Below are 13,880 nucleotides of genomic sequence, written 5' to 3'. Positions count from 1 at the left end.
ATCTATTTGGCCTCCTGAATAGAAGTAGTCGCTGTGCTAGAGTGCCGCCTCGAACACGGCCCGCTGGCCGTCCCGGGCGTTGTCCGGTCAATAATGAATGCAACCCGTGAGTAACCATGGTCGATAAACTGACGCATCTTAAGCAACTGGAGGCGGAAAGCATCCACATCATCCGCGAGGTCGCCGCCGAGTTTGATAACCCGGTGATGCTGTACTCCGTCGGTAAAGACTCCGCGGTAATGCTGCATCTGGCGCGCAAGGCGTTTTTTCCGGGCAAGCTGCCATTCCCGGTGATGCATGTGGACACCCGCTGGAAATTCCAGGAAATGTATCGTTTCCGTGACCAGATGGTTAAGGAAATGGGCCTGGACCTGATCGTCCACATCAACCCGGACGGCGTGGCTCAGAACATCAGCCCGTTGACCCACGGCAGCTCCAAGCATACTGACATCATGAAGACCGAAGGTCTCAAGCAGGCCCTGGACAAGCACGGCTTTGATGCCGCGTTCGGTGGCGCGCGTCGTGATGAAGAGAAATCCCGTGCCAAAGAGCGCGTGTATTCGTTCCGCGACAGCAAGCACCGCTGGGATCCGAAAAACCAGCGCCCGGAGCTGTGGAACGTCTATAACGGCAACGTCAACAAAGGCGAGTCGATTCGCGTGTTCCCGCTGTCCAACTGGACCGAGCTGGACATCTGGCAGTACATCTATCTGGAAAGTATCCCGATCGTGCCGTTGTACTTCGCTGCCGAGCGCGATGTCATCGAGATGAATGGCACCTGGATCATGATCGACGACGAGCGTCTGCTTAACCACCTCAGCGATGAGGACAAGGCACGCATCGTCAAGAAGAAAGTCCGCTTCCGTACACTTGGCGACTACCCGTTGACGGGCGCAGTCGAGTCCGAGGCCACCAGCCTCACTGACATCATTCAGGAAATGCTTCTGACGCGTACTTCCGAACGTCAAGGCCGGGTCATCGATCACGATGGCGCTGGTTCGATGGAAGAAAAGAAACGTCAGGGTTATTTCTAAGGGGTTGTCATGTCGCACGCATCTGATTTGATCAGCGAGGACATCCTCGCCTATCTGGGCCAGCACGAACGCAAGGAAATGCTGCGCTTTCTTACCTGTGGCAACGTCGACGACGGCAAGAGCACGCTGATCGGCCGTTTGCTGCACGACTCCAAGATGATCTACGAAGATCACCTTGAAGCCATTACTCGCGATTCGAAGAAGTCCGGCACTACCGGTGAAGATGTCGACCTGGCGTTGCTGGTTGACGGCCTTCAGGCCGAGCGCGAGCAGGGCATCACCATTGATGTTGCCTACCGCTATTTCTCCACTGCCAAGCGCAAGTTCATCATTGCCGATACTCCTGGCCATGAGCAGTACACGCGCAACATGGCGACTGGTGCATCGACCTGCGACCTGGCGATTATTCTGGTGGATGCCCGTTACGGCGTGCAGACCCAGACTCGCCGTCACAGCTACATTGCATCGCTGCTGGGCATCAAGCACATCGTTGTGGCCATCAATAAAATGGACCTCAATGGCTTTGACGAAAGCGTCTTCGAGTCAATCAAGGCTGATTACCTGAAGTTCGCCGACGGCATCGCGTTCAAGCCGACCACCATGGCCTTTGTGCCAATGTCGGCGCTCAAAGGCGACAACGTGGTGAACAAGAGCGAGCGTTCGCCTTGGTACACCGGCCAGTCCTTGATGGAAATCCTCGAAACCGTCGAGATTGCCAACGATCGCAACTACACCGACATGCGTTTCCCGGTGCAGTACGTCAACCGTCCAAACCTGAACTTCCGTGGTTTTGCCGGTACGCTGGCGAGCGGTATCGTGCACAAGGGTGACGAAATCGTCGTGCTGCCTTCGGGCAAGAGCAGCCGCGTCAAGTCCATCGTCACCTTCGAAGGTGAACTGGAGAATGCCGGACCGGGTCAGGCCGTCACTCTGACCATGGAAGACGAGATTGATATCTCCCGTGGTGACTTGCTGGTCCACGCCGATAACGTGCCGCAAGTGGCCGACGCCTTCGACGCCATGCTGGTCTGGATGGCCGAAGAGCCGATGCTGCCCGGCAAAAAATACGACATCAAGCGTGCCACCAGCTATGTGCCGGGCTCGATCGCCAGCATCACGCATCGCGTCGACGTGAACACCCTGGCCGAAGGGCCTGCCAGTTCTCTGGGGCTTAACGAGATTGGTCGCGTCAAGATCAGCCTCGATTCAGCCATTGCGCTGGACGGCTACGACAGCAATCGCACGACCGGGTCTTTCATTGTCATTGATCGTTTGACCAACGGCACTGTGGCGGCAGGCATGATCATTGCCAAGCCAGTCGGTGGCGCAGGTGCCAATCATCACGGTGCTCTGGCTCACGTTGCGACTGAAGAGCGTGCTCAGCGTTTTGGTCAGCAGCCAGCCACCGTGCTGTTCAGCGGCCTTTCGGGCGCTGGCAAAAGCACCTTGGCTTATGCGGTCGAGCGCAAGCTGTTCGACATGGGCCGCGCGGTTTATGTGCTTGATGGCCAGAACTTGCGTCATGACCTGAACAAGGGTCTGCCGCAGGATCGTGCCGGACGTACCGAGAACTGGCGTCGTGCTGCTCACGTGGCGCGTCAGTTTAACCAGGCAGGTCTGATTACCCTGGCAGCGTTCGTTGCACCGGATGGCGAAGGTCGTGAGCAGGCCAAGTCCCTGATTGGCGCTGATCGTCTGCTGACCGTCTACGTCCAGGCATCCCCTGCAGTTTGCCGCGAACGCGATCCACAGGGCTTGTACGCAGCTGATGGAGATAACATCCCGGGCGAGTCGTTCCCGTACGACGTGCCGCTTAATGCGGACCTGGTTATCGACACTCAATCGTTGAGTCTCGAAGACAGCGTCAAGCAAGTCCTCGACCTGCTGCGCAGCCGCGGCGCGATCTGACGATCGTTTGCTGTAAACAAGAAACCCGCCAGAGATGGCGGGTTTTTTATTTAGGTACAGCCTGTTCGCAATACAACTTGTGGGAGGTTCTATGTTGGGCTGCAAGCGTTGATCCCGGTGGGAGCGAATTCATTCGCGAAGAGGCCGGTACATTCGCCGCCTCTGTGCAGCCTGAAATACCGCTTTCCCGAATGAATGGAGCGTCACCCCGGTCGGTCCCACGGGTCGATCATGAACTTAGATCAGCGCCAACCTGTGGAAGCGAGGCTTGCCCGCGATGCAGGCGCGCCGGTCTGTCAGGTATACCGCGTTATCGTTCATCGCGAGCAAGCTCAGCTCCCACATGGATAACCGATAGCTGTGGGAGCCGAGCTTGCTCGCGATGAACGCTGGCGCGGCTACTGCAAGAATAATCAAGGCGTTAAGAATAATTCAGGTGCGGTATATATTTATCGCACTTCGTAACTCGGTGGGTGATTAGTTGAGTGCTCAATCAATAGCTTTCAAAGGTGAAAGTATGAGTATTCAGTAGGGTGTGTTTATAAATAACGGCGCTCCGGTATTACCGCCCAATCAGAAAATGATACCGGGACAATTTTTACAGTCTCCCAATGGACGTTTTCGTCTGAAACTGCAAAGCAATGGCAACCTGATTATCAAAGATAACGGAGCTATCGTCTGGGTCGCTGATAGCGGTCAGGCCTTTAGCAGAACGCTTTCCCGCAAGCAGACAGGATCTCCCTGGTTTGTCGTCAGCAACAGTGGTTTCCTTTACGACCCGGCCAGATCAAGGTTGTGGATAGCGGAAAGCACGCACACCAGGGACAAGTTCTTATGGGACCACAGTCACATGTCCATACAGAACGATGGGAATCTGGTTATTTATGATGGGCGGCAGGGAGACCTTCGATGGGCTCGTTTTGGATTTACACCGGGGCGTATCAAGAAGCCAACGCAAATTAACGTTAATGGCCCTCATAATAAAAAAGATATCTACACGTGGCGCTTTTAACTGCGCATCTACCTGTTGACAGGGCAGTCTGATCGATAGAGGTCCATGTTGCATTTGTACTCGAGCTCCAAATCTTTGCCTACGAGTATGTAGCAGTCTTTGGTGCAATCTCCGCGTACGCACCCTGACACCAGAACGCTTGCCACGATTATCAGAATTACTTTCATGCTTCCTCCGTTTTTCAAAAAGAATAGAGGTCGCAAAGAAATATATATAGCGCTGCATTCCTGAAAGTCCGTAGGAGGTTTCTCTGGCTTTGATTTTATCCCTGAATGATCCACAAAAAAGCCCGCCATTTTCACAAATGGCGGGCTTTCCTGATCCAGCTTTCGCTTACGGCTTTTTCAAACCGTAATGCTCGTCGAGCATGCCAGGAGCGTTGGGTGATTTCGGCGCGTAGTCTTTCGGCGCTTCAGTTGTGCGCGGTGGCGTCAGGCGATCGCGCTGGACCTGGTTGGCTTCAGGATGCAGGGCCGCCAGCAAACGTTGGCGAGTCAGCTCGTCGGTAGCCAGACGATTGGCACCTTCGGCGAGATGTTCCTGTACGTCCTGGTAGCTTTGGGAAAGCTTCTGGACCAGATTAGCCGTGCTGTTGAAGTGAGTGACCACCTCGTTCTGATAGGTATCGAAACGCTCCTGAACGTCATCCAGCTGGCGCTGGGTTCCATTGGGAGCAGCGTTGGGCACCAGACGTGCGACCAGAAAACCGATGACAACACCGACAACCAGGGCAATGGTCGGCAACAACCAAACTAAGAGCGACAGTTCCACGAGTCCTTCCTCTATAAACGGCTTTGCTTTACGTTAACGGCTCGAACCTGCTCTGTATACCGCGACACGTTCACGGATATGCTATTTGCAGACAATCAGCTAGACGAGTCGACCCATTGCGAGGTCACGGAGTTCCTTTTTGCTCATGCGCGAAACCCCCGTATTGATCGATGGCCCGGTGGGCCAGCTTGAAGCACTTTACCTTGATTTCCCGGATGCTACGGGCGTGGCGTTAATCTGCCATCCCAATCCGATCCAGGGCGGCACCATGCTTAACAAGGTCGTCTCGACCTTGCAGCGTACAGCGCGCGACGCGGGCCTGATTACATTACGTTTCAATTATCGTGGTGTGGGTGCCAGCGCCGGTACCTCCGAAGCGGGGGCCGGGGAAGTCGAAGACGCCCAGGCTGTCGCTTGCTGGCTGCTGGAAAAGCATCCTGATCTGCCCCTGACGCTGTTCGGCTTTTCCTTTGGCGGTTTCGTTGCTGCCAGCCTTGGCGGGCGTCTGGAAGCCTCTGGACACAAGCTTAGCCACTTGTTCATGGTCGCGCCTGCGGTCATGCGCTTGAGCGAGCAGTATCCGCTGCCTCAGAGCTGTCCGCTGACCGTTATCCAGCCGGAGACCGACGAAGTCGTCGAGCCGCAGCTGGTTTACGACTGGTCGGCTGCGTTGCCGCGCCCACATGAGCTGCTGAAAGTGGCAGAATGTGGACACTTTTTTCACGGCAAGCTGACCGATCTCAAGGATCTGGTCATGCCACGCCTTTCGAACTGATGACAGCCCCATAAGCGACCTGCCATGACCACTCGTATCCTGACCGGTATCACCACCACCGGTACGCCCCACCTGGGTAACTACGCGGGCGCGATTCGCCCGGCCATTGTTGCCAGCCGCCAAAGCGATGCTGATTCGTTTTACTTTCTGGCTGACTATCACGCCTTGATCAAGTGCGATGACCCGCTGCGCATTCAGCGCTCGCGTCTGGACATCGCTGCGACCTGGCTGGCAGCCGGTCTGGATGTGGATCGCGTCACCTTCTATCGTCAGTCCGACATCCCGGAAATCACCGAGCTGACCTGGCTGTTGACCTGCGTTGCAGCCAAAGGTTTGCTCAACCGTGCCCACGCCTACAAGGCGTCGGTGGACAAGAACGTCGAGACTGGCGAAGACCCGGATGCGGGCATCACCATGGGTTTGTACAGCTATCCGGTATTGATGGCTGCCGACATTCTAATGTTCAACGCACATAAAGTGCCGGTGGGCCGTGACCAGATCCAGCACGTCGAAATGGCGCGCGATATTGGCCAGCGATTCAACCACCTGTTTGGCCAGGGCAAAGAGTTTTTTGTCATGCCTGAGGCGCTGATCGAAGAAAGCGTTGCCACGCTGCCGGGTCTCGACGGGCGCAAGATGTCGAAGAGCTACGACAACACCATCCCGTTGTTCAGCAGCGCCAAAGAAATGAAAGACGCGATTTCGCGCATCATTACCGACTCGAAAGCGCCGGGCGAAGCCAAGGACCCAGACAACTCGCACCTGTTCACCCTGTATTCGGCGTTTGCCACGCCTGAGCAGAACGCTGAGTTCCGTGCCGATCTGCTTCAAGGTCTCGGTTGGGGTGAGGCGAAAAATCGTCTTTTCACGCTGCTGGACCAGCAGTTGGGCGAGGCCCGCGAGAATTACCATCGATTGATCGAGCGCCCTGCTGACCTGGAAGACATTTTGCTGGCTGGCGCGGCTAAAGCTCGCAAGGTGGCTACGCCGTTTCTCGGCGAGCTGCGTGAAGCGGTTGGCCTGCGCTCTTTCCGTAGCGGCGTGCAAGTCGCCGAGACGGGCAAGAAGAAAGCCGCCAAGGGCGCACGCTTTGTCAGCTTCCGTGAAGACGATGGAAGTTTCCGCTTCCGTCTGCTGGCCGCGGATGGCGAGCAACTGCTGTTGTCGCGCAATTTTGCCGATGGCAAAGCCGCAGGTGCGGTGAGCAAGCAGTTGCAGCAGGGCGGTGAACTGGATGTGCGTGCCGAAGCTGACAGCTTCACCCTGTGGCTAGATGGCCAATGTGTGGCGGACAGCCCGGCATTCGCTGACGCCGCTGCGCGTGACACTGCCATCGAAAGCCTTAAGTCGGCACTCGCGCCACAACAGGATTGATTGCCAATCTGCCGGGCCGTCGCTACAGTGACGGCCCGTTTTTGTTGCCTTGTTAGCGAATATGACCCCTCTAGAACGATACCAAGCTGATCTGAAACGCCCTGATTTCTTCCATGATGCGGCGCAGGAAACTGCTGTGCGTCATCTGCAGCGTCTTTATGACGATCTGGTGGCCGCCAATCAGAGCAAGCCGGGTATGTTCGGCAAGCTGTTCGGCAAGAAAGAACAGGCGCCGGTCAAGGGCTTGTACTTCTGGGGCGGGGTAGGCCGGGGCAAGACGTACCTGGTTGATACCTTCTTCGAAGCCCTGCCGTTCGAGCAGAAGGTTCGGACTCACTTCCACCGCTTCATGAAGCGCGTGCACGAAGAGATGCGGACCCTCAAGGGCGAGAAAAACCCGCTGACCATCATCGCCAAACGCTTTTCCGATGAAGCGCGGGTGATCTGTTTCGATGAGTTTTTCGTCTCGGACATCACCGACGCCATGATCCTCGGCACCCTGATGGAAGAACTGTTCAAGAATGGCGTGACACTGGTTGCGACGTCGAACATCGTGCCGGACGGTCTGTACAAGGACGGCCTGCAGCGCGCACGCTTCCTGCCGGCCATTGCGCTGATCAAGCAGAACACCGAAATCGTCAACGTCGACAGCGGCGTGGACTATCGCTTGCGTCACCTTGAGCAGGCTGAGCTGTTCCACTTCCCGCTGGATGAAGCTGCACAGGAAAGTCTGCGCAAGAGCTTCAAGGCGCTGACCCCGGACTGCGCGCAGACCATCGAAAACGATGTGCTGATGATCGAAAACCGCGAAATCCGCGCCCTGCGTACTTGTGATGATGTGGCCTGGTTCGACTTCCGCGAACTGTGTGACGGTCCGCGTAGCCAGAACGATTACATCGAACTGGGCAAGATCTACCATGCCGTGTTGCTCAGTGGCGTAGAGCAGATGAGCGTCACCACCGACGACATCGCTCGACGTTTTATCAACATGGTCGACGAATTCTACGACCGTAACGTCAAGTTGATCATTTCGGCCGAAGTCGAGTTGAAAGACCTGTATACCGGCGGACGTTTGAACTTCGAATTCCAGCGGACCTTGAGTCGTTTGCTCGAAATGCAGTCCCATGAGTTTCTGTCGCGGGCGCATAAGCCGTAATAGTGCTGGTCATTAATTAAAGCCCACATGATGTGGGCTTTTTTTTATCATTATTTTATAGATGGGATCTTTCCTTCAATTATTGAGGATAAATTCTACAAGCGCAGTCGGCGTTGTTTAATTGTATTTCCTTCGTGGATTCTATTTATTGACTGGTAGACGTTTTAAGACCGACTTGAGCTTGTTTCTGATATTTAAATACTGAAACTACGAAGGATTAAAAAATGCCTACTGAATTACCTCCATCACACCGCAGTACCATTCTGGTATGACTCCCTCGACACGCTGCCTTATCCGCCGACTTGATGAGCAAGCAGACATTCATGGAGGCCGTCAGGCGAGCTCCAGTCGGTAATTCAACGATTGATCAGCGGGTATCACATAATACGTATGATGACTCATATTCTATGGGGGGCATTGGGAAATATTATTTTGAGCGCGCTGGGTGAGCTTCAAAAGGATCACTCCAGAGCCTGGATGTTAAATAATGGGACTTTGATAGTTTTTGATGATCGTTTTGATGCTGATAGTTCTACTCATCGCAGTGGGATGGCCCTATTTCCTGGGAGCTGCCATTGTCAGCAAGCGGAGTAGCAAATTGAGCGTAATCATAATGAAGGGCAGATCATTTTTCTGGACGGCGTTTATCATAGGGACTGAGTACTGTGCAGCTTCGCTTATGGCTGCTTTCCATGTGATAAAAGTGGGGCTCGAGCTTGGGCCTGAGGATGGGGATGCGATGCCGCCCCTATTCGCACTCTTTGTTATTGCGTCAGGCTGGATGTTTGTGACGCTGATCTTGTATGTGCTTGCAATATGGATAGCAAGGTGGCGAATAAATAGATTGCCGAGGATTTTCATTGTGGTGATTTTGCAACTTCCACTTTTCGCTACGGCAGGTTTCGTGGCTATTGGCTTGTGGGTCAACGTGAAAGGTTGGGAAACGATTGCGGCAGCCTTCATCTATAGCGTGGTCGTCCTGCAAATCCCGATGCTGTTTTCCAGGCTTACAGAATCAACTCGCTCATAACTCACCGCCAAAGGCTGGCCATATACGGTCAGCCTTTGGGGAAGTAGCCATTATCCTCTTATAACGGACGCATGGGGTCTGTAGGAGCTGCCGAAGGCTGCGATCGCGGTGTGTCAGGATAAAGGCTTCGCAGCCTTCGGCAGCTCCTACAGAAAATGCATCTCAATCCAGCAGTCTGCATGTTGTTTGATATGAGTGATACCCGTTAAGCAGCCTGCTGAAACTGCTGGCGATACTGATTTGGCGACAACTCCGTGTGTTGACGAAACAGGCGGGCGAAGAAGCTGGCGTCGTCGTAGCCTACTTCGTAGCTGATGGTCTTGATGCTCTTGCGTGTGCCGGACAGCAGACCCTTGGCGGTTTCGATGCGTAGCCGCTGCAGGTAATGCAAAGGCTTGTCGCCAGTTGCTGTCTGGAAGCGGCGCATGAAGTTGCGGATGCTCATGCCGTGATTGCGGGCGACATCTTCGAAGCGGAATTTGTCGGCGAAATGCTCTTCCAGCCAATGCTGAATCTGCAGAATCACGACGTCCTGGTGCAGCTTTTGCCCGCCGAAACCCATGCGACCCGGCGCATAGTTACGCTGCACTTCATAGAGAATGTCCCGGGCAACGGCTTGCGCGACATTGGCACCGCAGAAGCGCTCAATCAGATAAATGTATAAATCACAGGCAGAGGTCGTGCCGCCTGCGCAGTACAAATTGTCGGCGTCTGTCAGGTGTTTCTCCTGATTCAACAAAACTTTCGGAAAGCGCTCACCAAAGTCGTTGAAAAACCGCCAATAGGTTGTAGCTTCTTTTCCATCCAGCAAGCCGGACTCTGCCAGCCAGAACACGCCGCTGGCTTCGCCGCAGAGCACTGCGCCGTTGGCATGCTGTTCACGCAACCAGGGAATGACTTGCGGATAACGCAAGCGAAGGGCGTCGAAGTTGTCCCAGAATGCCGGGATGACAATGACGTCGCTCTGGTCTAGTTCGCCGTCGACCGGTAGCACGACGTCGCTGAAGCTGCGCACCGGCTTGCCGTCGGGGCTGACCAGTCGCGTTTCGAACGCAGGGACTCTGCCCAGGCCCAGCTGTTTGCTGTAACGCAGGGCTGCGAGGTGAAAGAAATCCTTGGCTTGCATCAATGTAGAAGCGAACACCCCGTCAATGGCCAGGATGCTGACGCGCCGCAAGGGCGCGGAGGCGTGAGTCGACATATTCTGTTGTTCTTATATGGGAGATTAGTCAGGTAGCGGCTGGATCGTCTTATTTTTTGGCGGGTGTGTCCAGTGTCCTCTTGGTAGTGGCGAGCATAGGCTCTGCAAGCCAATCCCGGCTTTACGATCCGGCTTCCCCAGCCAGGCAGGTGCCGCATGATCCCCAGGACTTTATTCAGTTCCGAGCATGAGCTTTTCCGCGAGAGCGTCCGCAAGTTCCTCGAACAAGAGGCTGTGCCATTTCACGGGCAGTGGGAGAAGCAAGGTTACATCGACCGTCAGCTGTGGAGTAAGGCGGGAGAGCAGGGCATGTTGTGCTCGCATCTGCCCGAAGAGTACGGCGGCATGGCAGCGGACTTTCTATTCAGTACCGTGGTGATCGAGGAAATTGGTCGGCTCGGTTTGACGGGCATCGGCTTTTCCCTGCATTCGGATATTGTTGCGCCTTACATCCTGCATTACGGCAGTGAGGCACTGAAACTCAAGTATCTGCCCAAGCTGGTTTCCGGAGAGTTGGTCACCGCCATCGCGATGACCGAGCCAGGTGCAGGGTCAGACCTGCAGGGCGTGAAAACCACTGCTGTGCTGGAGGGCAATGAGTACGTCATCAATGGCTCCAAGACTTTCATCACCAATGGTTATCTGGCGGACCTTGTGATTGTCGTCGCCAAGACCGATCCTGCTGCCGGGGCCAAAGGCACCAGCCTTTTTCTGGTGGAAGCCAGTACGCCCGGGTTTGCTAAAGGCAAACGGCTGGAGAAGGTCGGGATGAAGGCTCAGGACACGTCGGAGCTGTTCTTTCAGGACGTGCGTGTTCCCAGGGAAAACTTGTTGGGGCAGGCGGGTATGGGCTTTGCCTACCTGATGCAGGAGTTGCCTCAGGAGCGGCTGACGGTTGCCATTGGGGCGCTTTCTTCAGCCGAAACCGCGCTGCAATGGACGCTTGACTACACCCGCGAGCGCAAGGCATTTGGTCAGGCGATTGCCGACTTCCAGAACACGCGCTTCAAGCTGGCTGAAATCGCCACCGAGGTTCAGATCGGCAGGGTTTTCATTGATCGCTGTCTGGAGTTGCACCTACAGGGCAAGCTGGATGTGCCGACTGCCGCGATGGCCAAGTACTGGGCGACCGACCTGCAGTGCAAGGTGCTCGACGAATGCGTGCAGTTGCATGGCGGTTACGGCTTTATGTGGGAATACCCGATTGCACGCGCATGGGCTGATGCCCGAGTGCAGCGGATTTATGCGGGGACCAATGAAATCATGAAAGAAATCATTGCCCGGAGTTTGTAAGAGTCAGATGAGTTAAAGCTTGTGGGAGCGAATTCATTCGCGAAGGGGCCGGTACATTCGATGCATTCCCATCATCTGTACGTTCGCTTTCGCGAATGAATTCGCTCCCACGGGTCCATATAGCATTATGCCTGCTGTGTTACGGCGCAGGATTTGGCTGATCCTTGTGAATCGCCTCGATACCGGCCAGCACCTCGTCGGACAGTTCCAGATTGAAACTGGCGATGTTGCTGTCCAGCTGCTCAAGGGTGGTGGCGCCAATGATGTTGCTGGTTACGAACGGTTGGCGGGTCACGAACGCCAGGGCCATTTGTGTCGGCTCCAGACCATGCTCGCGAGCCAGTGCAACGTAGCGGCTGCAAGCTGCTTCCGATTGCGGGTTGAAGTAGCGGGTGAAGCGGCTATAGAGGCTCAGGCGACCCTTGGCCGGTCGTGCGCCGCCTTCGTACTTGCCGGAAAGCATGCCGAACGCCAGTGGCGAGTAAGCCAGCAGCCCGCACTGTTCGCGAATGGCCACTTCAGCCAGACCCACCTCAAAGCTGCGGTTGAGCAGGTTGTAGGGGTTCTGGATCGACACTGCCCGCGGCCAGCCACGGCTTTCGGCCAGTTGCAGGAACTTCATGGTGCCCCATGGCGTTTCGTTGGACAGGCCGATGTGCCGAATCTTGCCCGCTTTGACCTGTTCGTCCAGCGCTTCGAGGGTTTCTTCAAGCGGGGTAAAGTCTTCTTCTTTATGGGTGTAGCCCAGTTTGCCGAAGAAGTTGGTGCTGCGCTCAGGCCAGTGCAACTGATAAAGGTCAAGGTAGTCGGTCTGCAGGCGGGCCAGGCTGGCGTCGAGCGCCGCCAATATATGCTCGCGATTGTGCTTGAGGCTGCCACCCCTGATATGGGTGATGGCATTACCTGGGCCGGCAATTTTGCTGGCCAGAATCCAGTCGGCGCGGTCACCTTGTTGCTTGAACCAGTTGCCGATGATTGTTTCGGTGGCGGAATAGGTTTCTGCTGTTGGCGGAACCGGGTACATCTCGGCGGTATCAAGAAAATTGATACCGGCCTCTTTGGCGCGTTCGATCTGGGCAAAGGCCTCAGGCTGGCTGTTTTGCTCGCCCCAGGTCATGGTGCCGAGGCAGATTGCACTGACTTTCAGGTCGGTTCTGCCAAGTTGGCGATAGTCCATTTGCTTCTCCTCAGGTAAGAGAACCATAAAAGCAGGTTGAAATTTATTTCGCAATCCGCATAATCCCGCGCTCTTTGCGGTGGAAGTGATGCTCCGCCCGCCAGAGAAAATCTTTGCCGTACCACAGATGCGCCGACCCGAGCCCTCGGCAGCGTCTGTATCTCGGCTGCCTTTGACATGCTGCTTGTCAAAGTACGATCTATTCAGTAAGATCCGCCGTCTCAATTTATCAGGGCGGCCCCTGAGGCTAAATAATGAAAACTTATACTGCTAAACCGGAAACAGTTAAGCGCGAATGGTTCGTAGTCGATGCTGCTGGTCAGACCCTCGGTCGTCTGGCTACAGAAATCGCTAGCCGTCTGCGTGGCAAGCACAAAGCGGAATACACTCCGCACGTTGACACTGGTGACTACATCGTTGTTATCAACGCTGAGCAAATCCGTGTTACCGGTGCTAAAACCACCGACAAAATCTACTACTCTCACTCCGGTTTTCCGGGCGGGATCAAGTCGATCAACTTCGAAAAGCTGATCGCCAAAGCTCCTGAGCGTGTGCTCGAGACCGCGGTTAAAGGCATGCTGCCTAAGAACCCGCTGGGTCGCGACATGTACCGTAAGCTGAAAGTCTATGCGGGCACTGCACACCCTCATACTGCTCAGCAGCCCCAAGAACTGAAGTTTTAACGGAATAGTTGATTATGTCGGCGACTCAAAATTACGGCACTGGCCGTCGCAAGACCGCTACCGCACGCGTTTTCCTGCGTCCAGGTACCGGCAACATCTCCATCAACAACCGTTCGCTGGACAATTTCTTCGGTCGCGAAACTGCCCGCATGGTAGTTCGTCAGCCGCTGGAACTGACTGAGACTGTTGAGAAGTTCGATATCTACGTCACCGTGATCGGCGGTGGTGTAAGTGGTCAAGCTGGCGCAATCCGCCACGGTATCACTCGCGCTCTGATGCAGTACGACGAAACCCTGCGTGGCGCTCTGCGCAAAGCCGGCTTCGTTACTCGTGACGCCCGTGAAGTTGAGCGTAAGAAAGTCGGTCTGCGTAAAGCGCGTAAGCGTCCGCAGTACTCGAAGCGTTAATTCGCACTTCGTTCAAAAAGAACGCCCAGCCTCCTCACGGAGCTGGGCGTTTTTTTGTG

Annotated in this window: 13 protein-coding genes; 10 read left to right on the top strand and 3 right to left on the bottom strand. The window is 55.2% G+C overall.

Annotated elements, in window-relative coordinates; all coding sequences use genetic code 11:
- The first annotated feature begins 116 nt into the window (after positions 1 to 116).
- The 3 genes from cysD to EE949_RS03010 all read left to right on the top strand — a co-directional run bounded on the left by cysD (position 117) and on the right by EE949_RS03010 (position 3,954).
- Positions 117 to 1,034, top strand: coding sequence for a sulfate adenylyltransferase subunit CysD (cysD, locus tag EE949_RS03025; RefSeq protein ID WP_087264873.1), 918 nt, complete (start codon positions 117 to 119; stop codon positions 1,032 to 1,034).
- 9 nt (positions 1,035 to 1,043) lie between these two features.
- On the top strand, positions 1,044 to 2,942 hold the full coding sequence (gene cysN / locus EE949_RS03020) for a sulfate adenylyltransferase subunit CysN (RefSeq protein ID WP_122662757.1): 1,899 nt from the start codon (positions 1,044 to 1,046) through the stop codon (positions 2,940 to 2,942).
- Between the two features lie 535 nt (positions 2,943 to 3,477).
- Complete coding sequence (locus EE949_RS03010) at positions 3,478 to 3,954, top strand: hypothetical protein (RefSeq protein WP_240350578.1); 477 nt, start codon at positions 3,478 to 3,480, stop codon at positions 3,952 to 3,954.
- Between the two features lie 333 nt (positions 3,955 to 4,287).
- Here EE949_RS03010 and EE949_RS03005 read toward each other — a convergent pair whose 3' ends face one another.
- Entirely contained in the window at positions 4,288 to 4,725 is a 438-nt protein-coding gene (locus EE949_RS03005) for a YhcB family protein (RefSeq protein WP_122662753.1), read from the bottom strand.
- Between the two features lie 145 nt (positions 4,726 to 4,870).
- Between EE949_RS03005 and EE949_RS03000 the strand changes: the two genes are divergently transcribed.
- From EE949_RS03000 to EE949_RS02985, 4 genes are all read left to right on the top strand, one after another.
- Positions 4,871 to 5,500, top strand: coding sequence for an alpha/beta hydrolase (locus tag EE949_RS03000; RefSeq protein WP_122662750.1), 630 nt, complete (start codon positions 4,871 to 4,873; stop codon positions 5,498 to 5,500).
- A 24-nt stretch (positions 5,501 to 5,524) separates the two neighbouring features.
- On the top strand, positions 5,525 to 6,874 hold the full coding sequence (locus EE949_RS02995) for a tryptophan--tRNA ligase (RefSeq protein ID WP_122662748.1): 1,350 nt from the start codon (positions 5,525 to 5,527) through the stop codon (positions 6,872 to 6,874).
- A 61-nt stretch (positions 6,875 to 6,935) separates the two neighbouring features.
- The gene (gene zapE / locus EE949_RS02990) at positions 6,936 to 8,030 is read left to right on the top strand and encodes a cell division protein ZapE (protein WP_122662746.1); all 1,095 of its coding nucleotides are present in this window, start codon (positions 6,936 to 6,938) and stop codon (positions 8,028 to 8,030) included.
- A 598-nt stretch (positions 8,031 to 8,628) separates the two neighbouring features.
- Positions 8,629 to 9,060 carry a hypothetical protein gene (locus tag EE949_RS02985; RefSeq protein ID WP_162874429.1) on the top strand — a complete coding sequence of 144 codons (432 nt, stop codon included), beginning with the start codon at positions 8,629 to 8,631 and terminating at the stop codon, positions 9,058 to 9,060.
- Positions 9,061 to 9,265: 205 nt separating this feature from the next.
- Here the strand turns inward: EE949_RS02985 and EE949_RS02980 are convergent, their stop codons facing one another.
- Positions 9,266 to 10,186 carry a GlxA family transcriptional regulator gene (locus EE949_RS02980; protein WP_205505001.1) on the bottom strand — a complete coding sequence of 307 codons (921 nt, stop codon included), beginning with the start codon at positions 10,184 to 10,186 and terminating at the stop codon, positions 9,266 to 9,268.
- Between the two features lie 231 nt (positions 10,187 to 10,417).
- Between EE949_RS02980 and EE949_RS02975 the strand changes: the two genes are divergently transcribed.
- A complete protein-coding gene (locus EE949_RS02975; RefSeq protein WP_122662740.1) occupies positions 10,418 to 11,554 on the top strand; it encodes an acyl-CoA dehydrogenase family protein in 1,137 nt (378 codons plus the stop codon).
- 139 nt (positions 11,555 to 11,693) lie between these two features.
- Here EE949_RS02975 and EE949_RS02970 read toward each other — a convergent pair whose 3' ends face one another.
- Positions 11,694 to 12,731 (bottom strand): NADP(H)-dependent aldo-keto reductase, encoded by a 1,038-nt coding sequence (locus tag EE949_RS02970; protein WP_122662739.1) that lies wholly within the window; start codon positions 12,729 to 12,731, stop codon positions 11,694 to 11,696.
- Between the two features lie 254 nt (positions 12,732 to 12,985).
- On the opposite strand from EE949_RS02970, the gene rplM reads away from it, so the two are divergent.
- Entirely contained in the window at positions 12,986 to 13,414 is a 429-nt protein-coding gene (gene rplM, locus EE949_RS02965; RefSeq protein ID WP_027900224.1) for a 50S ribosomal protein L13, read from the top strand.
- Between the two features lie 14 nt (positions 13,415 to 13,428).
- Complete coding sequence (rpsI, locus tag EE949_RS02960; protein ID WP_002555064.1) at positions 13,429 to 13,821, top strand: 30S ribosomal protein S9; 393 nt, start codon at positions 13,429 to 13,431, stop codon at positions 13,819 to 13,821.
- The last annotated feature ends 59 nt before the right edge of the window (positions 13,822 to 13,880 follow it).

This window comes from Pseudomonas viridiflava (genome assembly GCF_900602065.1).
In the GTDB taxonomy this organism is placed as follows: Bacteria; Pseudomonadota; Gammaproteobacteria; order Pseudomonadales; family Pseudomonadaceae; genus Aquipseudomonas.
Note: the sequence above shows the minus strand (reverse complement) of the source record. Positions and strands in the feature narration are given on the sequence as shown.

Coding starts and splice junctions, on each gene's coding strand:
- cysN (WP_122662757.1), top strand. CDS start 1,044: ATGTCGCACGCATCTGATTTGATCAGCGAGGACATCCTCGCCTATCTG.
- rplM (WP_027900224.1), top strand. CDS start 12,986: ATGAAAACTTATACTGCTAAACCGGAAACAGTTAAGCGCGAATGGTTC.
- rpsI (WP_002555064.1), top strand. CDS start 13,429: ATGTCGGCGACTCAAAATTACGGCACTGGCCGTCGCAAGACCGCTACC.
- EE949_RS02980 (WP_205505001.1), bottom strand. CDS start 10,186: ATGCAAGCCAAGGATTTCTTTCACCTCGCAGCCCTGCGTTACAGCAAA.
- cysD (WP_087264873.1), top strand. CDS start 117: ATGGTCGATAAACTGACGCATCTTAAGCAACTGGAGGCGGAAAGCATC.
- EE949_RS03000 (WP_122662750.1), top strand. CDS start 4,871: ATGCGCGAAACCCCCGTATTGATCGATGGCCCGGTGGGCCAGCTTGAA.
- EE949_RS02995 (WP_122662748.1), top strand. CDS start 5,525: ATGACCACTCGTATCCTGACCGGTATCACCACCACCGGTACGCCCCAC.
- zapE (WP_122662746.1), top strand. CDS start 6,936: ATGACCCCTCTAGAACGATACCAAGCTGATCTGAAACGCCCTGATTTC.
- EE949_RS02970 (WP_122662739.1), bottom strand. CDS start 12,731: ATGGACTATCGCCAACTTGGCAGAACCGACCTGAAAGTCAGTGCAATC.
- EE949_RS02975 (WP_122662740.1), top strand. CDS start 10,418: ATGATCCCCAGGACTTTATTCAGTTCCGAGCATGAGCTTTTCCGCGAG.